This is a genomic window from Pseudomonas sp. B21-010 (assembly GCF_024749325.1).
Classification (GTDB): domain Bacteria; phylum Pseudomonadota; class Gammaproteobacteria; order Pseudomonadales; family Pseudomonadaceae; genus Aquipseudomonas; species Aquipseudomonas kilonensis.
This window is the reverse complement of the sequence record NZ_CP087198.1, coordinates 4,302,418-4,322,353: the sequence shown is the minus strand read 5'-3', so window position 1 is coordinate 4,322,353 and position 19,936 is coordinate 4,302,418. Positions and strand designations below refer to the sequence as shown.

At 61.4% G+C, this 19,936-nt stretch carries 15 protein-coding genes, 5 tRNA genes and 1 pseudogene; 15 read left to right on the top strand and 6 right to left on the bottom strand.

Annotated elements, in window-relative coordinates:
- Positions 1 to 50: 50 nt before the first annotated feature.
- A pseudogene (locus LOY50_RS29185) lies at positions 51 to 875 on the top strand (cache domain-containing protein); the annotation flags it as partial.
- 84 nt (positions 876 to 959) lie between these two features.
- Entirely contained in the window at positions 960 to 1,781 is an 822-nt protein-coding gene (locus LOY50_RS29180) for a methyl-accepting chemotaxis protein (RefSeq protein WP_371914218.1), read from the top strand.
- A 270-nt stretch (positions 1,782 to 2,051) separates the two neighbouring features.
- Here LOY50_RS29180 and yegQ read toward each other — a convergent pair whose 3' ends face one another.
- Entirely contained in the window at positions 2,052 to 3,377 is a 1,326-nt protein-coding gene (yegQ, locus tag LOY50_RS19055; protein ID WP_253476602.1) for a tRNA 5-hydroxyuridine modification protein YegQ, read from the bottom strand.
- 147 nt (positions 3,378 to 3,524) lie between these two features.
- Here yegQ and LOY50_RS19050 point away from each other — a divergent pair, with 147 nt between their 5' ends.
- On the top strand, positions 3,525 to 4,586 hold the full coding sequence (locus tag LOY50_RS19050) for an AI-2E family transporter (protein WP_253476600.1): 1,062 nt from the start codon (positions 3,525 to 3,527) through the stop codon (positions 4,584 to 4,586).
- On the opposite strand, the gene LOY50_RS19045 is transcribed toward LOY50_RS19050, so the two are convergent.
- The 3 genes from LOY50_RS19045 to LOY50_RS19035 form a co-directional block, all read right to left on the bottom strand.
- Complete coding sequence (locus tag LOY50_RS19045) at positions 4,583 to 4,765, bottom strand: hypothetical protein (protein WP_003203898.1); 183 nt, start codon at positions 4,763 to 4,765, stop codon at positions 4,583 to 4,585. The two genes, LOY50_RS19050 and LOY50_RS19045, sit on opposite strands and share 4 nt — an antisense overlap.
- An 89-nt stretch (positions 4,766 to 4,854) precedes the next feature.
- Positions 4,855 to 5,049: a hypothetical protein gene (locus LOY50_RS19040; RefSeq protein ID WP_003203896.1), complete on the bottom strand. Its 195-nt coding sequence runs from the start codon at positions 5,047 to 5,049 to the stop codon at positions 4,855 to 4,857.
- Between the two features lie 248 nt (positions 5,050 to 5,297).
- Positions 5,298 to 5,373 (bottom strand) — tRNA-Asn (locus LOY50_RS19035).
- A 235-nt stretch (positions 5,374 to 5,608) separates the two neighbouring features.
- Here LOY50_RS19035 and LOY50_RS19030 point away from each other — a divergent pair.
- Complete coding sequence (locus LOY50_RS19030) at positions 5,609 to 5,836, top strand: hypothetical protein (RefSeq protein WP_018612405.1); 228 nt, start codon at positions 5,609 to 5,611, stop codon at positions 5,834 to 5,836.
- 293 nt (positions 5,837 to 6,129) lie between these two features.
- On the opposite strand, the gene LOY50_RS19025 is transcribed toward LOY50_RS19030, so the two are convergent.
- The gene (locus tag LOY50_RS19025) at positions 6,130 to 7,326 is read right to left on the bottom strand and encodes an amino acid aminotransferase (protein WP_253476598.1); all 1,197 of its coding nucleotides are present in this window, start codon (positions 7,324 to 7,326) and stop codon (positions 6,130 to 6,132) included.
- A gap of 331 nt (positions 7,327 to 7,657) precedes the next feature.
- Here LOY50_RS19025 and uvrB point away from each other — a divergent pair, with 331 nt between their 5' ends.
- The 11 genes from uvrB to LOY50_RS18970 all read left to right on the top strand — a co-directional run bounded on the left by uvrB (position 7,658) and on the right by LOY50_RS18970 (position 16,450).
- Positions 7,658 to 9,673 (top strand): excinuclease ABC subunit UvrB, encoded by a 2,016-nt coding sequence (gene uvrB, locus LOY50_RS19020; RefSeq protein WP_214510500.1) that lies wholly within the window; start codon positions 7,658 to 7,660, stop codon positions 9,671 to 9,673.
- A gap of 214 nt (positions 9,674 to 9,887) precedes the next feature.
- A complete protein-coding gene (gltX, locus tag LOY50_RS19015) occupies positions 9,888 to 11,369 on the top strand; it encodes a glutamate--tRNA ligase (protein ID WP_024616139.1) in 1,482 nt (493 codons plus the stop codon).
- 270 nt (positions 11,370 to 11,639) lie between these two features.
- Positions 11,640 to 11,715, top strand: a tRNA-Ala gene (locus tag LOY50_RS19010).
- A 79-nt stretch (positions 11,716 to 11,794) separates the two neighbouring features.
- A tRNA-Glu gene (locus LOY50_RS19005) sits at positions 11,795 to 11,870 on the top strand.
- 53 nt (positions 11,871 to 11,923) lie between these two features.
- A tRNA-Ala gene (locus LOY50_RS19000) sits at positions 11,924 to 11,999 on the top strand.
- Between the two features lie 75 nt (positions 12,000 to 12,074).
- Positions 12,075 to 12,150 (top strand) — tRNA-Glu (locus LOY50_RS18995).
- A gap of 181 nt (positions 12,151 to 12,331) precedes the next feature.
- Positions 12,332 to 12,871, top strand: a complete 540-nt coding sequence (locus tag LOY50_RS18990; protein WP_003203880.1) for a TetR/AcrR family transcriptional regulator — start codon at positions 12,332 to 12,334, stop codon at positions 12,869 to 12,871.
- 28 nt (positions 12,872 to 12,899) lie between these two features.
- Entirely contained in the window at positions 12,900 to 13,733 is an 834-nt protein-coding gene (locus LOY50_RS18985) for an alpha/beta fold hydrolase (protein WP_018612410.1), read from the top strand.
- Between the two features lie 85 nt (positions 13,734 to 13,818).
- A complete protein-coding gene (locus tag LOY50_RS18980) occupies positions 13,819 to 14,268 on the top strand; it encodes a thioesterase family protein (RefSeq protein ID WP_253476594.1) in 450 nt (149 codons plus the stop codon).
- A gap of 650 nt (positions 14,269 to 14,918) precedes the next feature.
- A complete protein-coding gene (locus tag LOY50_RS18975) occupies positions 14,919 to 15,878 on the top strand; it encodes a tRNA-dihydrouridine synthase (protein WP_214510503.1) in 960 nt (319 codons plus the stop codon).
- Between the two features lie 119 nt (positions 15,879 to 15,997).
- Positions 15,998 to 16,450 (top strand): Hsp20 family protein, encoded by a 453-nt coding sequence (locus LOY50_RS18970; RefSeq protein WP_253476592.1) that lies wholly within the window; start codon positions 15,998 to 16,000, stop codon positions 16,448 to 16,450.
- A 205-nt stretch (positions 16,451 to 16,655) separates the two neighbouring features.
- Here the strand turns inward: LOY50_RS18970 and LOY50_RS18965 are convergent, their stop codons facing one another.
- Entirely contained in the window at positions 16,656 to 19,934 is a 3,279-nt protein-coding gene (locus LOY50_RS18965) for an EAL domain-containing protein (protein WP_258688861.1), read from the bottom strand.
- Positions 19,935 to 19,936 lie beyond the last annotated feature (2 nt).

Here is a 19,936-nt window from a genome sequence, read left to right as displayed (position 1 = left end):
AACGACCCTGCCGACGGACCGTTCACCTTGCCCTACAGTTTTGCCGTGCGATGCCGTTAATACAGCTAACCACGCCAATAACACCTACAAGAGTGAACAGCATGCGCCTGAGCCTGAAGGCTAAAGTCCTGTCCCTTGCGATACTGCCGGTATTGCTGTCCGCCGTGATCATCAGCCTGACCACGGCTTTCATCTTGAAGGAGCAAGCTAGCAAAGAGGTCCAGCAGACCCGCGAGCGCCTGCTCAGCGAGGCCAAGGCCACGCTGCAGAACTACGTGGCGGTGGGCCTGACCGCCATCAAGCCGCTCTACGATGCCGCCGCGCCTGGCGATAACGAGGCGCGTGCCCAGGCGATCAAGCTGCTGTCGAACATCAGCTACGGCAAGGACGGCTATTTCTTCGGCTACGACTCCGAGACCATTCGTCTGTTCAAGGCCAACAGCCCCGATGGCGTGGGCAAGAGTTTCAAGGACAACCGCGACCCGAACGGTGTCTACGTCAACCGCGACCTGGTGAAAGTCGCCAAGGACGGGACTCACTACCTCGAATACAGCTCGCCGCTGCCCAACAGCAAAGACCTGGTGCCCAAGCTCGGCTACACCGAATACCTGTCCAAGTGGGACCTGGCAGTCGGCAGCTCGGTCAACCTGGACGGCATCGAAGGCCAGGTGGCGTTGGTGCAAGCCACGGTCCATGAACGTCTGCAAGGCGTGATCTTGAGCATCGTCGGGATCGCCGCGGTGGTGTTGCTGGTGATTGCAGTGGTGGGCCTGGTGCTCGCCAACACGATCCTGCGTCCCTTGAACCTGATGAAGGACAACCTCGACGACATCGCCGCAGGTGAGGGCGACCTGACCCGTCGGCTGGCTATCACCAGCCAGGACGAGCTTGGCCAGTTGGCCGGTTCGTTCAACCGCTTCGTCGACAAGATCCACGGCCTGGTGCGGCAGATCACCGACATGACCTCGCAACTGACCGGTCTGGTGACCCAAGTTTCCGAGCAGGCCCAGCGCTCCGAGCAGGCGATGGAACGTCAGCGCCACGAAACCGATCAAGTCGCCACGGCGATCAACGAAATGTCCTCGGCGGCCCAGGAAGTCGCCCGCAGTGCCCAAGGCGCCGCCGTCGCGGCCCAGCAGACCGACGAGGAAGGACAGTCGGCCAAGCGCGTGGTGGCCGGCAGCATCCAGCAGATTCATGCGTTGGTGAACGATATCCGCAGCAGTGGCGTGTCCCTGGATAGCCTGCAGCAGGACGTGGCCTCGATTGTCAGCGTGCTCGGGGTGATTCGTTCGATTGCCGAGCAGACCAACCTGCTGGCCCTCAACGCCGCTATCGAGGCCGCGCGTGCTGGCGAGGCCGGGCGTGGTTTTGCGGTGGTGGCCGATGAAGTGCGGGCCCTGGCCAGCCGGACCCAGCAGAGCACCCAGGAAATCCAGGGCATGATCGATCGCCTGCAATCAGGCACCCACGCGGCGGTGGAAGCGATGCGCCGTTCTAGTGAGGCCGGTGACGGCACCTCGGAACGGGCCAACGAGGCCGGCGCCTCCCTGGACACCATGGCGCAACTGATCGGCACCATCAACTCGATGAACGCCCAGATCGCCAGCGCTGCCGAAGAACAGACCGCGGTGGCCGAGGAAATCAACCGCAGCGTGCATCAGATCGCCGTGGCCGTGGACAGCGTCGCCGACGAGACCCAACTCGGCGCCCAGACTTCCCGCAGCCTGGCCGACCTGGGCCAGCGCCTGGGCAAGCTGGTGGGGCAGTTCCGGATCTGATCCCATCGCAGCAGGAGCTGCCGAAGGCTGCGATCTTTTGCTCTCGATCCAGATGTTTTCACCTGGGCAACCGGGTCTTATCGAGAAAGACGGATCGCAGCCTTCGGCAGTTCTTGCCGTGCACGGCAGACCGTCCCAAACCTGTGGGAGCGAGCTTGCTCGCGATAGCGGTGTGTCAGTCAAATGAATATTGGCTGATCCGACGCCATCGCGAGCAAGCTCGCTCCCACAGTGTTCTGCGGCGCCTGCATTATTGGATCGGTGCCAGTGCTAAGGCTCGCGCACATCGCGCATCAACAACCCGAACCGCAGATCCACCGCATCCGGGATGGGCACGTACACCACGTGCCCATCCCCCGGTGCCACCTCGATGCCCTGGCCTTTGGCGTTCTGCAAGTGATGCAGGTCGAAGTGGAAATTGCCCTTGGGGGTCATCAGTTCCATGTGATCGCCAAGGCCAAAGCGGTTCTTCACCTTTACTTCGGCCAGGCGTTCGCGCCGTTCGCCGGTCAGTTCGCCGACGAACTGCTGGCGCTCCGACACTGAGCTGCCGTTCTGGTAGTTCTGGTATTCGTCGTGCACGTGGCGCCTTAGAAAACCTTCGGTGTAGCCGCGCTGGGCCAGGGACTCCAGGTCGGTCATCAGGCCACGATCAAATTCCCGGCCGGCCACCGCGTCATCGATGGCCTGGCGATACACCTGGGTGGTGCGCGCGCAATAGAAGTGCGACTTGGTCCGGCCTTCGATCTTCAGCGAATGCACACCCATGCGCGCCAGGCGCTCGACGTGTTGTACGGCGCGCAGGTCCTTGGCATTCATGATGTAGGTGCCGTGCTCGTCCTCGAAGGCCGGCATGGATTCTTCCGGGCGATTGGCTTCCTGAAGCAAAAACACCTGGTCGGTGGGCGCGCCGAGGCCCAGGGTCGGCTCGGGCTGATAGCTCTGCACAATGTCGCCCACGGCGTTTTCCACCGCCGGTTGGGCCGAATATTTCCAGCGACAGGCGTTGGTGCAACTGCCCTGGTTGGCGTCGCGCTTGTTCAAATAGCCGGACAGCAGGCAGCGCCCGGAATAGGCCATGCACAGCGCTCCGTGGACGAACACTTCCAGCTCCATGGCCGGCACCTGCTCGCGGATCTCGGCGATTTCCTCCAGAGACAGTTCCCGGGACAGGATGATCCGGCTCAAGCCCTGCTGCTGCCAGAACTCGACGCTCGCCCAGTTCACCGTGTTGGCCTGCACCGACAGGTGAATCGGCATCTGTGGGAAGTGCCGGCGCACCAGCATGATCAGCCCCGGGTCGGACATGATCAGCGCGTCCGGCGCCATGGCAATCACCGGTTCAAGGTCTTTGAGGAAGGTGCGCAGCTTGGCGTTGTGCGGGGCAATGTTCACCACCACGTAGAAGCGCTTGCCCATGGCCTGGGCCTCGGCAATACCCAAGGCCAGGTTCGCATGGTCGAACTCGTTGTTGCGCACTCGCAGGCTGTAGCGCGGCTGGCCGGCATACACCGCATCGGCACCGTAGGCGAAGGCATAGCGCATGTTTTTCAGGGTGCCGGCGGGGGCCAGTAGTTCGGGGGCGGCGAGGGTCATGATGGCGTCGGATCGCAAAAGGCGGCGAGGGTAGCCCATGGTCGGCCAGGCCCTATTGATCTGAATCAATGCACGGCGCAAACGAGAAGGCACTCCCACGAGTCCTGGCTGACTAATGTTTATCCCGCCTTTGGACATGGAAAGCTGATGAATCGAAAGATGCTGCAAAACAAAGCCCAGATGTTGCTCCTGGTGCTGGTCACCATTGCGTTCATCTGGATTCTGCTGCCGTTTTACGGCGCGGTGTTCTGGGCGGTGATCCTGGGCATCGTCTTTGCGCCGATGCAGCGACGCCTGCAGTTGAAATTCGGCTGGCACCGCAATGTCACCTCGCTGTTCACGTTGAGCATCTGCGTGGTCAGCGCGATCTTGCCGGTGATCATCATCAGTACGTTGTTGGTCCAGGAAGGCGCGGCGCTGTACAAGAGCCTGGAAAGCGGAGAACTGGACATTGCCGATTACCTGGCCCGTTTCAAGGATGCCTTGCCGCCGTACTTTCAGCATCTGCTGGACCGCTTCGGCCTGGGCAACCTGAACGGCTTGCGCGACAAGATCGTCAAGAGCGCGATGCAGGGCAGCGAGTTCTTCGCCACCCAGGCCTTCAGTTTCGGGCAGGGGACCTTTCAGTTCCTGGTCAGCTTCTTCGTGATGATCTACCTGCTGTTCTTCTTTCTGCGCGACGGCGCGGAGCTGGTGCGCAAGGTGCGCACGGCCGTTCCCTTGGCCGAACACCAAAAGCGCCGCCTGCAGTTGAAATTCAATCGGGTGGTGCGCGCCACGGTAAAAGGCAACCTGCTGGTCGCCATCAGCCAGGGGGCGCTGGGTGGGCTGATCTTCTGGGTCCTGGGGATTCCAACGGTGTTGCCCTGGGCGGTGCTGATGGCGTTCCTGTCGTTGTTGCCGGCGGTGGGGGCGGGCCTCGTCTGGGCGCCGGTGGCGGTGTATTTCCTGCTTTCGGGGGCGATCTGGCAGGGCGTGGTGCTGACGCTGTTCGGGGTGTTCGTGATCGGCCTGGTGGACAACTTCCTGCGTCCGATCCTGGTGGGCAAGGACACCAAGATGCCCGACTACATGGTGCTGGTCTCGACACTGGGCGGGCTGGCGGTGTTCGGGCTCAATGGCTTCGTGATCGGGCCGCTGATCGCCGCGCTGTTCATGTCGAGTTGGGCCCTGTTCGTCGAAACCACACCGCGGGTGCAGTTGCCTTAGGCGCTCAGCAGGTAGGGGCCAATACGTTGCGACAGGGCCTGGGCGGCGGGCAGTGAAGTCAGCGGGCCGCTGATGGTTACGCCGTCTTGCACCAGATACCAGCAGGCCAGCAACCCGAGCTCCCGGAGTGGGGCGGGGACGGCGCTGCCAATGACAGACATGATTTGAACCTTGGGCATGGGAAACCTCCATCAATCGATGGGGTTACCTTACGACTCAGTGGGGGTAACGAAAAATCAACCGGCTCAATAGTAGGAATCGATGCCGCTCAATCGACGACCAGATCGAGCATGTGCACCACTTCCTGCTCGTTGAGCAGGCCCTTGCGCACCAGGTTTTCCGCCAGCAGGGAAAGGAACTTGGCGCTGCGGTGGCCTTCCAGTTGCTTGAGTTCGGTCAGCACGTTGTACACCTTGCTGGAGGTGCACAGGCCGACGATGCGATGGGGGTTTTGTGTGGGCATACCTTCGTCCTTGTTTTTATGAAGCTGTTGTTGGCGGACAGAGCCAGTTTGCGGCCCGGTCATGACGCTCACGTGACAGCTTGGGTTGTTGGAGAAAAGAAAGCAGGATCCGGACCATAATGCCTTTTTGGCGCCGGATTATTGTTCCGGTAGCGACCTCGGCCAGGCATATACGGCCATTAGTCTATTTTTTACCCACAAAAAAGCCCCTGGATCTTTCGATTCAGGGGCTTTTGTTTGTTGCTGTCTGGCTCCACGACCTGGACTCGAACCAGGGACCCAGTGATTAACAGTCACTTGCTCTACCAACTGAGCTATCGCGGAATGGCGCGTATGTTACTGATTGGCAAAGAGAAGTCAAGCGTCCATTGCCGGACGGCGCATTCCTGGTGCCCTTTGACGGTCAATCAACGATTGGCAGTTACCGCCAGGGCAGGAGAGGACTACCATGGTCGCCCGGAAGTGGCAGGACGCGCTGCCGGCCATTCGCCGACATTAAGGTACGCGCCATGAACCACCTGTTACCCCTTCTCAGTGTCCGCCGCGCCGAGGTGCTCTTGTGAGTACCGCCCAGATCAGCTTGCCCAAGGGCGTGGGGCCTCATGCCGAGAAACTGTACGACGCCATCACCCAGGCCAGCACCGCCGAAGAACTGAACCGCGCCGGCGGCAAGGCCGAGGGCTTTGTCCTGGGGCTGGAAAGCACCAAGGCGATCAAGAGCCAGGTGGCCGAGTCGTTGTATGTCATTTATGACGATGCGGCGAGCCAGCGGGCGACGGAGTTGTAGGCTCACCGAGAGTCGTGCCAGATGCTTTTGTGGCCTTGCTTTGGTGGTTTTGCTTTGGTGGTTTTGCTTTTGTGGCGAGGGAGCTTGCTCCCGCTGGGCTGCGAAGCAGCCCTAAAGCCAGCCACCTCGGTATTTCAGGCTGATTTAACCAAGCATTTTTGGGGCTGCTTCGCAGCCCAGCGGGAGCAAGCTCCCTCGCCACAGAAGCAGGCCACAGAAGCAGGCCACAGAAGCATCAGGCCAAAAAAAACGGGAAGCCAATGGCTTCCCGTTTTTCATCCGGCGTCGAGGCGTCAGATCACCTGGACGATGGCCTTGGTCACCGCATCGATGTTGTTCTGGTTCAGCGCGGCCACGCAGATGCGACCGGTGTCCAGGGCATAGATGCCGAACTCGTTGCGCAGGCGCGTCACTTGTTCAACGGTCAGGCCGGAGTAGGAGAACATCCCGCTCTGGCGTGCGACGAAGCTGAAGTCGTGGTGCGGGGCGGCCTTGGCCAGCATGTCCACCATCTGGACGCGCATGCCGCGAATGCGCAGGCGCATTTCGGCCAGCTCGGCTTCCCACTGGGCCCGCAGTTCCGGGCTGTTGAGCACGGCGGCAACGATACTGGCGCCGTGGGTCGGTGGGTTGGAGTAGTTGGTGCGGATCACGCGCTTGACCTGGGACAGCACGCGGGCACTTTCTTCTTTCGATTCGCTGACGATCGACAGGGCGCCGACGCGCTCGCCGTACAGCGAGAACGACTTGGAGAACGAGCTGGAGGCAAAGAAGGTCAGGCCCGACTCGGCGAACAGGCGCACGGCCGCCGCGTCTTCGTCGATACCGGTGCCGAAGCCCTGGTAAGCCATGTCCAGGAACGGAACGTGGTTCTTGGCCTTGACCACGGCCAGCACGTTTTTCCAGTCTTCCGGGCTCAGGTCCACGCCGGTCGGGTTGTGGCAGCAGGCGTGCAGCACAACGATCGAGCGGTCGGGCAGGGCGTTGAGGTCTTCCAGCAGGCCGCTGCGGTTCACGTCGTGGGTGGCGGCGTCGTAGTAGCGGTAGTTCTGCACCGGGAAGCCGGCGGTTTCGAACAGGGCGCGGTGGTTTTCCCAGCTTGGGTCGCTGATGGCGACGACGGCATCAGGCAGCAGTTGCTTGAGGAAGTCGGCACCGATCTTCAGTGCACCGGTGCCGCCCACGGCCTGGGTGGTGATGACGCGACCGGAGGCGATCAGCGGCGAATCCTTGCCGAACAGCAAGGTCTGCACAGCCTGGTCGTAGGCGGCAATGCCGTCGATCGGCAGGTAGCCACGGGAAACGTGCTGAGCCACGCGAGCCGTCTCGGCCTCGACAACGGCGCGCAGGAGTGGAATACGCCCCTCTTCATTGCAGTAAACACCTACACCCAGGTTGACCTTATTGGTACGGGTGTCGGCGTTGAAAGCTTCGTTGAGGCCCAGGATGGGGTCGCGGGGTGCCAATTCGACAGCGGAAAACAGGCTCATTATTGCGCGGCTCTAATGGAGAGTGAGGGGAGATGTGGCGCTCCAGCCGAATGCACTAGAGCGGTGCACAAACGGGGAGCTAGTATAGAGGCCATCACCCGGCACGGCGACAGGCGATTCGGTTTTTACGCTAAGTTTTTACGATTTTTTTCGACCGTTAGTCCTCTCGCCGCGTCAAAGTCTTCAAGGCGTGTAGGACGTTCGTCTTGAAAGCGAAGGCATTCACCTCCACATTGTGTGCATTCCAGTTTTTTCCTCGGGCGACATCAGTCGTTTCGGTCTTTCTCGTTCCTGTCGGCTGGCCGACAGGGGTGAATCCAGAGGTTATGTCATGTCTGAATTCCAGCTAGTCACCCGCTTCCAGCCCGCCGGCGATCAGCCGGAAGCCATCCGCCTGATGGTCGAGGGCATCGAGGCCGGGCTGGCGCACCAGACGCTGCTCGGTGTGACCGGCTCGGGCAAGACCTTCAGCATTGCCAACGTGATCGCCCAGATTCAGCGCCCGACCCTGGTGCTGGCGCCGAACAAGACCCTGGCGGCGCAGCTGTACGGTGAGTTCAAGGCGTTTTTCCCGAATAACGCCGTGGAGTACTTCGTTTCCTACTACGACTACTACCAGCCCGAGGCCTACGTGCCGTCGTCGGACACCTTCATCGAGAAGGATGCCTCGATCAACGACCACATCGAACAGATGCGACTGTCGGCGACCAAGGCCTTGCTCGAGCGCAAGGACGCGATCATCGTCACCACGGTGTCGTGCATCTACGGCCTGGGCAGCCCGGAAACCTACCTGAAGATGGTGCTGCACGTGGACCGTGGCGACAAACTCGACCAGCGCGCCTTGCTGCGGCGCCTGGCGGACTTGCAGTACACCCGCAACGACATGGATTTCGCCCGGGCGACGTTCCGGGTGCGTGGCGATGTGATCGACGTCTACCCGGCGGAATCGGACCTGGAAGCGATCCGCATCGAGCTGTTCGACGATGAAGTGGAGAGTCTCTCGGCGTTCGACCCGCTGACCGGCGAAGTGATCCGCAAGTTGCCACGCTTCACCTTCTACCCCAAGAGCCACTACGTGACGCCCCGGGAAACCCTGCTGGACGCCATCGAAGGGATCAAGGTCGAGTTGCAGGAGCGCCTGGAATACCTGCGTTCGAACAACAAGTTGGTGGAAGCCCAGCGCCTGGAGCAGCGGACCCGGTTCGACCTGGAGATGATCCTGGAGCTGGGCTACTGCAACGGCATCGAAAACTACTCGCGCTACCTGTCGGGCCGTCCGGCGGGCGCGCCACCGCCCACCTTGTATGACTACCTGCCGGCCGATGCCTTGCTGGTCATTGACGAATCCCACGTCAGCGTGCCCCAGGTCGGCGCCATGTACAAAGGCGACCGTTCGCGCAAGGAAACCCTGGTGGAGTACGGCTTCCGCCTGCCCTCGGCGCTGGACAACCGACCGATGCGCTTCGACGAATGGGAAAGCGTGAGCCCGCAGACGATTTTTGTCTCGGCCACCCCCGGCAACTACGAGGCTGAGCATGCCGGCCGCGTGGTCGAGCAAGTGGTGCGGCCGACCGGGCTGGTGGACCCGCAAGTCGAGGTGCGCCCGGCGTTGACCCAGGTCGATGACCTGCTCTCGGAAATCTCCAAGCGAGTGGCGGTGGAGGAGCGGGTGCTGGTCACCACGCTGACCAAGCGCATGGCCGAAGACCTCACCGACTACCTGGCCGACCATGGTGTGCGGGTGCGCTACCTGCACTCGGACATCGACACCGTGGAGCGGGTCGAGATTATCCGCGACCTGCGCCTGGGCACCTTCGATGTGCTGGTGGGCATCAACCTGCTGCGCGAAGGCCTGGACATGCCGGAAGTGTCGCTGGTGGCGATTCTCGACGCCGACAAGGAAGGTTTCCTGCGTTCCGAGCGTTCGCTGATCCAGACCATCGGTCGCGCGGCGCGTAACCTCAATGGCCGGGCGATTCTGTATGCCGACCGCATCACTGGCTCCATGGAGCGGGCCATCGGCGAGACCGAGCGCCGTCGCGACAAGCAGATCGCCTTCAACCTGGCCAACGGCATCACCCCCAAGGGCGTGTTCAAGGACGTCGCCGACATCATGGAGGGCGCCACCGTGCCTGGCTCGCGCAGCAAGAAGCGCAAGGGCATGGCCAAGGCGGCCGAAGAGAGCGCTCGTTACGAGGCCGAACTGCGCTCGCCGAGCGAAATCACCAAGCGCATCCGCCAGTTGGAAGAGAAAATGTACCAACTGGCCCGGGACCTGGAGTTCGAGGCGGCGGCGCAGTTGCGTGATGAGATTGGCAAGTTGCGTGAGCGGTTGCTGGCTGTCTGAGGTTCTTTGGCGGCTTTAAGGGCCTCATCGCGAGCAAGCTCGCTCCCACAGTTTGATCGAGTCCCCCTGTGGGAGCGAGCTTGCTCGCGATGAGCGCGACTCGGTCTGACGACTGGCGACACAAATCCCGCTCTCACTGGAGCCCGCCCGCCATCGCCTGTTACCATTCGCCCCCTGTTTGATCTTCGCTTTTATATTCTTTCCGAGACATGCCATGACCACCGTCCGCACCCGCATCGCGCCTTCGCCCACTGGCGATCCCCATGTTGGCACCGCCTACATCGCTTTGTTCAACTATTGCTTTGCCAAGCAGCATGGCGGCGAGTTCATCCTGCGGATCGAGGACACCGACCAGTTGCGTTCGACCCGCGAGTCTGAACAGCAGATCTTCGACGCCCTGCGCTGGTTGGGGATCGACTGGAGCGAAGGCCCGGACGTCGGCGGCCCGCACGGTCCGTACCGCCAGAGCGAGCGTGGTGACATCTACCAGCAGTATTGCCAGCAACTGGTGGACATGGGGCATGCGTTCCCGTGTTTCTGCACCGCCGAAGAGCTGGACCAGATGCGCGCCGAGCAAATGGCCCGCGGTGAAACCCCGCGTTACGACGGCCGGGCGCTGCTGCTGTCCAAGGAAGAAGTCGCCCGTCGCCTGGCGGCCGGCGAGCCCCATGTGATCCGCATGAAGGTGCCGAGCGAAGGCGTTTGCGTGGTGCCGGACATGCTGCGTGGCGATGTCGAGATCCCGTGGGACCGCATGGACATGCAAGTGCTGATGAAGACCGACGGCCTGCCGACGTACTTCCTGGCGAACGTGGTCGACGATCACCTGATGGGCATCACCCACGTCCTGCGCGGTGAAGAATGGCTGCCATCGGCGCCGAAACTGATCCTGCTCTACGAATACTTCGGCTGGGAGCAACCGCAGTTGTGCTACATGCCGCTGCTGCGTAACCCGGACAAGAGCAAGCTGTCCAAGCGCAAGAACCCGACCTCGGTGACGTTCTACGAGCGCATGGGCTTCATGCCCGAGGCGATGCTCAACTACCTGGGGCGCATGGGCTGGTCTATGCCGGACGAGCGCGAGAAGTTCTCGCTGCAGGAAATGGTCGAGCATTTCGATCTGTCGCGCGTGTCCCTCGGCGGGCCGATCTTCGACGTCGAGAAACTGTCGTGGCTCAACGGCCAGTGGCTGCGGGACCTGCCGGTCGAAGAGTTCGCCGCACGTGTGCAGAAGTGGGCATTGAACCCTGAGTACATGATGAAGATCGCGCCCCATGTGCAGGGCAGGGTAGAGACCTTCAGCCAGATCGCCCCGCTGGCCGGCTTCTTCTTCGCCGGTGGCGTGACGCCGGATGCGAAGTTGTTCGAATCCAAGAAGCTTTCGGGCGACCAGGTGCGCCAGTTGATGCAACTGATCCTGTGGAAGCTCGAAAGCCTGCGTCAGTGGGAGAAGGACAGCATCACCGCGACCATCCAGGCCGTGGTCGAGTCGCTGGAGTTGAAACTGCGCGATGCCATGCCGCTGATGTTCGCCGCCATTACCGGCCAGGCCAGCTCGGTGTCGGTGCTCGATGCGATGGAAATCCTCGGTCCGGACCTGACCCGTTTCCGCCTGCGCCAGGCCATCGATCTGCTCGGTGGCGTGTCGAAGAAGGAAAACAAGGAGTGGGAAAAACTGTTGGGCGCGATCGCCTAAATGGCCTGTAGGAGCTGTGTAGGAGCTGTCGAGCGAAGCGAGGCTGCGATCTTTTGATCTTTCGCTTGAGATTCAAATAGCTGGGGGAAGATCGCAGCCTCGTTGCACTCGTCAGCTCCTACACAGCTCCTACGGAACAGGCGAGGCCCCAGTTTTATTGGGGAAGGTGGTAAGTGATTGTTATCCCGGCAAAAAATTTTCAAATTTGTTGAAAATAAATTTGACAGCCCTCCGATACGCCCTTAAGATTCGCCCCGTCCTCAGCGATGAGGGGCTATAGCTCAGCTGGGAGAGCGCTTGCATGGCATGCAAGAGGTCGACGGTTCGATCCCGTCTAGCTCCACCAATTTACACTTCAAGGCCTGGCCACACCGGTCTTGAAGCGATCAACACTCAGCGTTGATCAGTTGTATAGAAGGGTTTGCGTCCCCTTCGTCTAGTGGCCTAGGACACCGCCCTTTCACGGCGGTAACAGGGGTTCGAGTCCCCTAGGGGACGCCAGTTTTACAGAAGCGATGTTGCAAGATGTCGCTCCGCCGCGAGGCGAAAAATCTGGGGCTATAGCTCAGCTGGGAGAGCGCTTGCATGGCATGCAAGAGGTCGACGGTTCGATCCCGTCTAGCTCCACCAATTACAGGTTCGAGGTCTGGCCACACCGTCCTTGAATCGATCAGTTCTCAGCGCTGATCAAGTCAGAAGGTTTGTGTCCCCTTCGTCTAGTGGCCTAGGACACCGCCCTTTCACGGCGGTAACAGGGGTTCGAGTCCCCTAGGGGACGCCACGATTACCCGCTCTGCGGGATTTTATAAGGGTCATTCAATTCTTGAATGGCCCTTTTGTTTGTCTGGCGTTCGGCCAATTCCCTTATCCTTGAAAATAGACTTCTGACCGGCGGTCAACATTTCCGCTTGCGGAAAATTATTATAGGAATAATATTTCAGTCGTAATATTCGGAGGCGACGATGAGCGATAAAAAGGCACAAACCCGTGAGCGCATTCTCAAGGCTGCCAGCGATGCGCTGATCCAGCGTGGGCCGGCTGAGCCGAGCGTGGGCGAGGTGATGGGCGCGGCCGGGCTGACGGTGGGCGGTTTTTATGCCCATTTCGAAAGCAAGGATGCCTTGATGCTGGAGGCATTCAAGCAATTGCTCAATCGGCGCCGCGGCCTGATCGCCGACATGGACGGCGAACTGACAGGCGAAGAGCGGCGCGCCCTGGTGGCGGCGTTCTATCTGTCCCGCAAGCACCGTGACTCCACCGAACACGCCTGCCCGATCCCCGCGTCGGTCGGCGAGCTCGGCCGGCTGCCGGATGCGTTTCGTGAAGTGCTCAATGAGCATATCGAGTTGATGGTCGCGCAATTGGCGGCCAGCCCGGAGGACGCCGACAAGGCCCTGGCCGACATCGCCTTGATGGTAGGTGGCCTGGCCCTGGCGCGAGCGCTGGGCCCTGGAGAGTTATCGGATCGTTTGCTGCGCGCCGCCAAGTCGGCGGTGCGATGAGCTAAGGCGCAAGCCCTGGAGATGAGCGATGAACAGGTTGAGCTGGATTCGTAGCGTCAATGGCACGCTGGGTTGGGTGGCTCCGCGCCTGGTGGCCAAACAGATGCGTTCGCTGTTCATGCGCCCGCGCAACTTGCCGCCGCGGGATTGGGAACTGCCGCTGCTGGCCTCGTCCGAGCGTATCACCTTGCGCTTCGGTCTCTCGGCCTTGCGCTGGGGCAAAGGCCCGGCAGTCTTGCTGATGCATGGCTGGGAAGGGCGGCCGACCCAGTTCGCGGCGCTGATCACGGCCCTGGTGGACGCCGGTTACACGGTGGTGGCGCTGGACGGTCCGGCCCATGGTCGCTCACCGGGTCGCGAGGCGAATGTCCTGTTGTTTGCCAGGGCCATGCTCGAGGCCGCTGCTGAGCTGCCGCCGTTGCAGGCCGTTATCGGGCATTCCATGGGCGGCGCCAGTGCCCTGTTGGCCGTCCAGTTGGGGTTGCGTACCGAGACGCTGGTCAGCATCGCCGCACCCGCCCGCATTCTAGGGGTACTGCGCGGTTTCTCCCGGATGATGGGCCTGCCACCCAAGGCGCGTTCGGCGTTCATTCGCCAGGTGGAAAGCGATGTGGGCATGCCTGCCTCGAAGATGGACGTCGCGCATTACCAGCTGGACGTGCCGGGGTTGATCGTCCATGCCGAGGACGACACGTCGGTTTCGGTGAGGGAGTCGCAGTTGATCCATGAAGCCTGGTTCGACAGTCGTTTGCTGCGACTGCCACAGGGCGGGCACCAGCGGGTGCTGGCCGATCCACGGGTCATTGATGGGGTGTTATCACTGCTGGCCGGGCGCAGCCTGCAGGCGCGGCAATCGGCTTGATCTGTGGGAGCAAGGCTTGCCCGCGATGGCGGTCGAGCTAGGATCCGTTACACTGCCCCGATCCAAATTCGACCAGGAGAGAGGCATGGGCTGGGATCGCGCAACACCGTTCATTATTGATCTTCAGGTCAATGCCGAAGACATCGACGGGCTGGGCCACGCCAACAACGCGGTGTACGTCAGCTGGCTCGAGCGCTGCGCCTGGCGCCATTCCCAGCGCCTGGGCCTGGATCTGGTGGAATACCGGCGCCTCGACCGGGCCATGGCAGTGGTGCGGCATGAAATCGATTACCTGGCGGCCGCCTATGAAGGCGATGAGCTGCAATTGGCGACCTGGATCGTCGACTGGGACCAGCGGTTGAAGATGACTCGGCATTTCCAACTGGTCCGTCCCAGCGACAACACCACGCTGCTGCGGGCCCAGACCACCTTCGTCTGCATCGAATTGTCCACCGGCAGGCCCAAGCGCATGCCGCCGGAATTCATCGAAGGTTATGGTCCTGCGTTGAAACCATCCGGGGTCCTCACCGACTGACCCACCGTAATCGCGAGCAAGCTCGCTCCCACAAGGGATTTGTGGCGAGCGCAGGATTTTTGAACGCTCGAGACCCCCTGTGGGAGCGAGCCTGCTCGCGATGACGGCAGCACATTCAACATCTCCGCAAACTGACCCACCGCCTTCGCGAGCAGGCTCGCTCCCACAAGGGATTTGTGGTGAGCGCAGGATTCTTGAACGCTCGAGAACCCTGTGGGAGCGAGCTTGCTCGCGATAGCGGCACTACATTCAACATCTCCGCAAACTGACCCACCGCCTTCGCGAGCAGGCTCGCTCCCACAAGGGATTTGTGGCGAGCGCAGGATTCTTGAACGCTCGAGAACCCTGTGGGAGCGAGCTTGCTCGCGATAGCGGCAGTACATTCAACATCTCCGCAAACTGACCCACCGCCTTCGCGAGCAGGCTCGCTCCCACAAGGGATTTGTGGTGAGCGCAGGATTTTTGAACGCTCGAGACCCCCTGTGGGAGCGAGCTTGCTCGCGATAGCGGCAGTACATTCAACATCTCCGCAAACTGACCCACCGCTTTCGCGAGCAAGCTCGCTCCCACAGGGATTGGTGGTCAATTCCGATGTTGTGGGCAAAATCCGGTAAACTGCCGCACGTTTTTTCGTTCGAGTGTGTGTTTCCATGCAAATTGCCCTGGCGCCCATGGAGGGGTTGGTCGACAACATCCTGCGGGATGTCCTGACCCGTGTTGGCGGGATCGACTGGTGTGTCACCGAGTTCATCCGTGTCAACGACCGTCTGCTCACGCCTGCCTATTTCCATAAGCTCGCCCCTGAGTTGTTGACCGGTGCCCAGACGGCTGCCGGTGTGCCGTTGCGGGTGCAGTTGCTCGGTTCCGATCCGGTGTGCCTGGCGGAAAACGCGGCGTTGGCGTGCGAGTTGGGCTCGGAGGTTATCGACTTGAACTTCGGTTGCCCGGCCAAGACCGTGAACAAATCCCGGGGCGGGGCGGTGTTGCTCAAGGAGCCGGAACTGCTCAACGAAATCGTCGAGCACGTGCGTCGTGCGGTGCCAAAACACATTCCGGTCACCGCCAAGATGCGCCTGGGTTTCGATAGCCCGGACGGTGCGCTGGTGTGTGCCACGGCACTGGCCGAAGGCGGCGCGGCGCATATCGTGGTGCATGCGCGGACCAAGGTTGATGGCTACAAGCCTCCGGCCCACTGGGAGTGGATTCCCCGGGTGCAGGAAGTGGTCAAGGTGCCGGTGTTCGCCAATGGCGATATCTGGAGCGTTGAGGATTGGCGCCGTTGCCGCGAAATCAGCGGTGTCGAAGACATCATGCTCGGTCGCGGTCTCGTTTCCCGTCCTGACCTGGCCCGGCAGATCGCCGCCGCCCGGGCCGGTGAGGACGTGGTCGAGATGTCCTGGGCCGAGCTGCAGCCGATGCTCCACGACTTTTGGGTGCAGGTGGTCGAGCAACTGACACCACGCCAGGCTCCAGGCCGGTTGAAGCAGTGGCTGGCGATGCTGACCCGCAATTACCCCGAAGCGGTGGCACTGTTTACCGCGTTGCGCCGGGAAACCGACCTGGATGCGGTGGGCCATTTGCTGGGTGTGCAGCGCACCGAAGCGGCCTGAAAAAATTTCAGAAGAAGCTCTTGAAAAGTTTTTGGCGGTCCCTAGATAAGGGTTACGCGATGCCGAATTCGGGTCGCGGAGACAAAAAAACTTGCTGAATTTTTCAGGAGATTTGAATCATGAGTACTGCATTTTCGCTGGCCCCGCTGTTCCGTTCCTCGGTAGGTTTCGACCGTTTCAACGACTTGTTCGAAACCGCCCTGCGCAACGAGCCGGGCAGCAGCTATCCACCCTACAACGTGGAAAAACATGGTGATGACGAGTACCGCATCGTGGTCGCCGCCGCTGGGTTCCAGGAAGAAGACCTGGACCTGCAAGTGGAAAAAGGTGTGCTGACCATCAGTGGCGGCAAGCGTGAAGCCAGTAACGACAGCGTCACCTACCTGCACCAGGGCATCGCCCAGCGTGCGTTCAAGCTGTCCTTCCGGTTGGCCGATCATATCGAGATCAAATCCGCCGGCCTGAGCAACGGTCTGTTGAGCATCGACCTGCTGCGGGTGATCCCGGAAGAGGCCAAGGCCAAGCGCATCCCGATCAACGGAGCGCGGCAACAACCCGCACTGCAAAGCTGATGCAGCGCAAATGAAGAAGGGCGCCCAACGGCGCCCTTCTTCATTTTGGATATCGATGGAAGATTAATTGTGACTAGGGGCTGTGAGAGCAAGGCTTGCCCGCGATAAAAGCGATGCGGTCCTTCAGAAACCGGGTCGCCAGCAGTCGCGAGCAAGCTTTGCTCCCACATAAAACCTCCTCGCCACAAAGGCCCCGTGTTCCAAATTATGGCAACAACCGCTCAAACGCCTCCAGCGGCAGCGGTCGGCTATGCAAATAACCCTGGTACAGATGGCAATCGAGCCCTTGCAGGAATTGCAATTGCTCCAAGGTCTCCACGCCCTCGGCAATCATGATCAGGTTGAGGCTGCGGGCCATGGCGACGATGGCGCGGATGATTTCGGCGTCGTTGGGGTCGCTGGTGGCGTCGCGCACGAATGACTGGTCGATTTTCAGCGTGTCCACCGGCAGGCGCTTGAGGTAGGTCAGCGACGAGTAGCCGGTGCCGAAATCATCCATGGCGAAGCTCACCCCCAGTTTCTTGAGCCGGCGCATCTTGGCGATGGTGTCGTCCAGGTTCTGGATCACGATGCCTTCGGTGATTTCCAGTTTCAGCAGGGAGAAGGGCAGGCCGTGAGAGAGGAGACTGTTTTCGATGCGTTCGACAAAGTCGCTCTGGCGAAATTGCCGTGGGCTGATGTTCACGCACAGGCTGAATTGCTGGGGATCGATCTTGCCCTTGGCGATCAGTTGCTTGAAGCCGTCGCAGGCTTCATCGAGGATCCAGGTCCCGACTTCCAGGATCAGGCCACTGTCCTCCAGCACTTTGATGAATTCATTGGGCGATTGGGCGCCCAGGTCCGGGTGATGCCAGCGCACCAGGGCTTCGGCGCCGATGATGCGGTTGTCCCGGGCATCGACCTGAGGCTGGAAATGCACGCTGAACTCGCCACGGGCCAGGGCAAGGCGCAGGTCGGTCTCCATCCGCAGCCGTTCGCTGGCGGCTTTTTGCATGGTGGTGTGAAACATCTGCGAGGTGTTGCGCCCTGAGTCCTTGGCGCGGTACAGCGCAATGTCGGCGCGCTTGAGCAAATCGGTGGGCGTGGAACCGTGGTCGGGAATCAGCGCGATACCGATGCTCGGCGTGACCTGCAGGCGCTGGCCATCGAGAAACATCGGCTCCGAAAGCAGTTCGCGCAGGGTGTCGGCCAGGGTCCGCACTTGCTCGCTGACTTCGTTGCGCGAGCCTTCCAGGCCGCTGAGCAGCACCACGAATTCGTCGCCACCCAGCCGCGCTACGGTGTCTTCCAGGCGCACGCTGGCTTCCAGGCGCGCGGTGATGATCTTCAGCACGGTGTCGCCCACCGGGTGACCGAGGGAGTCGTTGATGTGCTTGAAGTGGTCCAGGTCGAGAAACAGCAGGGCGCCGCGCAAGTTGTGGCGCTTGAGCAGGGCGATCTGCTGGCTCAGCCGGTCCATCAGCAAGGCCCGGTTGGGCAGGTTGGTCAGCGAGTCGTGGTAGGCCAGGTGGCGGATCTGGGCTTCGGCATTGCGCAACAGGCTTACGTCCCGGGCGGTCAGCAGCAGGCATGCGGTTTCATTGAGGGTGATGGGCTCGACCGAGACCTCCACCGTAAGGATTTCCCCCTGTTTATTGCGCCCGAGCATCTCCTGGTGGACTACGCGGCCCTTGAGTTGCAGCTCGGCCAGCAAGGCGGCTCGCTGTTTTTCTTCGGCCCAGATCCCCACTTCGTAGACGGTGTGCCCGATCACTTCGTCGGCGCGGTAGCCGGTCAGCCGGTAGAAGCCGTCGTTGACCTCAAGGTAGCGACCGCTTTCGAGCTCAGTGATGGTGATGGCGTCGGGGCTGGAATGAAACGCCTTGGCGAATTTCTCTTCACTGGCCTTGAGGGCGGCTTCGGAGCGTTGTTGCTGCGTGATGTCGCGCAAGGTCGTGACGATGCAGGGCTGGTTTCCGACGTTGATTTTTCGGCTAGAGATCACGCAGGTCAATGGCTGGCCGTTCTTATGGTGAACGACGATGGCGACATTGTTCAGCGATTGTTCGCGGATCACCCGTTCGATGCGTTGCAGGCTGCTGCCCGAGGCGTCCCAGAGGCCGATTTCGTCGGCGTTGAGGCCGATCACGTCGCTGGTGGTCCAGCCGAAGGTCTGGGTGAAGCTGGAGTTGATCTCGAGGAACCGCCCGCTGTCCTGGTGGGTGACGCAGATCGGGTCGGGACTGACCTGGAACAGCGTGGCGAATTTCTCTTCCGAGGCGGCCAGGCTTTGTTCGCGCTCCACCTGGTCGGTGATGTCCAGCAAGGTCCCGGCCATGCGCAAGGGGCTGCCGTCGTCGTTGCGGTAGAGGCGGGCACGGCTTTCCAGGTAGCGCGAACTGCCGTCCGGCAGTTGTATGCGGTAGGTCAACTGATAGTTGCCCGCCGGGCCTTCGCGCAGGCTGCGATAGGCATTGCGCATGTTGTTGCGTTCTTCAGTGGGGACGCCTTCGAAAAACGCATCGAACGATTCGTGGAACGGCTTGGGCTCCAAGCCATGGAGTTGCGCGGCCCGAGCCGAGCCGTAGAGCATGCCGCTGGGAATGTGCCAGTCCCAGGTGCCCAGTTGCGCCGAGTCGAGGGCCAGGTCCAGGCGTTCCTGGCTGTCCTTGAGGGCCTGTTCGGCGAGTTTGCGCTCGGTGGTGTCGAGAAAGGCGCTCAACAGGTAGGGTTGGCCCTCCAGCTCGACTTTCTGCGCGCTGAGCAGGCCGGTGTGGATCTGGCCATTGCTCGCCCGCAGTTCCACCTCCATGCTCGCCAGTTCGCCCTTGGCCTTGATGGCTTCCAGCAGTTTTTCCCGTTGCCCGGAGTCGACCCACAAGCCCAGTTCCAGGGTGGTCCGGCCAATCACATCGTGCAGCGGCCAGCCGAACAGGCTTTCGAAATACTGGTTGGCCTCGCTGATCATCCCGTCTTCCTCGCGGGTCAGCAGCACCATGTTCGGGCTCAGGTGGAACAGCGTGGCAAAACGTTTTTCCGAGCTGCGCAGCGCCTGTTCCCGCTCGCGCTGATGGGTGATTTCGCGGATCACCCCGATCATGCGCGGGCGCCCGTGCTTGTCGGGCAGCACGCTGCCGCTGATCTCCAGCCAGTGCAAGCTGCCATCGGGCCAGACGATGTGGTGATGCATGGCCTGTTCCAGTGGCGCCCCGGCCACTGCCGCATGAAAGGCACGCAGGGCCTTGGCCCGGTCTTCGGGCAGCAGCAGGTCCAGATAATCCACATCCGCTGGCAATGGCTGGCGCGGATCGAAGCCGAACAGCGCCTGGGTACCCCGGGACCAACTGATCTTCCCAGTCTCGATGTCCCACGACCAGGCCCCCAGCCGCGCACCGTTCAGGGCGGCCAGCAACTGCGGCGCGCTGTCCCAGCTCTGCTCGGACCGTTTCGGGTCGAGCGCCTGGATGCGTGGCAAGGGCGGGAGGTGGTCAGCGGGTTTTGGCATTA

Excerpts from the sequence above, each read along its gene's own strand:
- LOY50_RS18985 (WP_018612410.1), top strand. The coding sequence starts at position 12,900 with ATGAACAGGTTGAGCTGGATTCGTAGCGTCAATGGCACGCTGGGTTGG.
- LOY50_RS19045 (WP_003203898.1), bottom strand. The coding sequence starts at position 4,765 with ATGCCCAAGGTTCAAATCATGTCTGTCATTGGCAGCGCCGTCCCCGCC.
- LOY50_RS18975 (WP_214510503.1), top strand. The coding sequence starts at position 14,919 with ATGCAAATTGCCCTGGCGCCCATGGAGGGGTTGGTCGACAACATCCTG.
- LOY50_RS18980 (WP_253476594.1), top strand. The coding sequence starts at position 13,819 with ATGGGCTGGGATCGCGCAACACCGTTCATTATTGATCTTCAGGTCAAT.
- LOY50_RS18990 (WP_003203880.1), top strand. The coding sequence starts at position 12,332 with ATGAGCGATAAAAAGGCACAAACCCGTGAGCGCATTCTCAAGGCTGCC.
- LOY50_RS29180 (WP_371914218.1), top strand. The coding sequence starts at position 960 with ATGACCTCGCAACTGACCGGTCTGGTGACCCAAGTTTCCGAGCAGGCC.
- LOY50_RS18970 (WP_253476592.1), top strand. The coding sequence starts at position 15,998 with ATGAGTACTGCATTTTCGCTGGCCCCGCTGTTCCGTTCCTCGGTAGGT.
- LOY50_RS19025 (WP_253476598.1), bottom strand. The coding sequence starts at position 7,326 with ATGAGCCTGTTTTCCGCTGTCGAATTGGCACCCCGCGACCCCATCCTG.
- LOY50_RS18965 (WP_258688861.1), bottom strand. The coding sequence starts at position 19,934 with ATGCCAAAACCCGCTGACCACCTCCCGCCCTTGCCACGCATCCAGGCG.
- gltX (WP_024616139.1), top strand. The coding sequence starts at position 9,888 with ATGACCACCGTCCGCACCCGCATCGCGCCTTCGCCCACTGGCGATCCC.
- LOY50_RS19050 (WP_253476600.1), top strand. The coding sequence starts at position 3,525 with ATGAATCGAAAGATGCTGCAAAACAAAGCCCAGATGTTGCTCCTGGTG.
- uvrB (WP_214510500.1), top strand. The coding sequence starts at position 7,658 with ATGTCTGAATTCCAGCTAGTCACCCGCTTCCAGCCCGCCGGCGATCAG.
- LOY50_RS19040 (WP_003203896.1), bottom strand. The coding sequence starts at position 5,049 with ATGCCCACACAAAACCCCCATCGCATCGTCGGCCTGTGCACCTCCAGC.
- yegQ (WP_253476602.1), bottom strand. The coding sequence starts at position 3,377 with ATGACCCTCGCCGCCCCCGAACTACTGGCCCCCGCCGGCACCCTGAAA.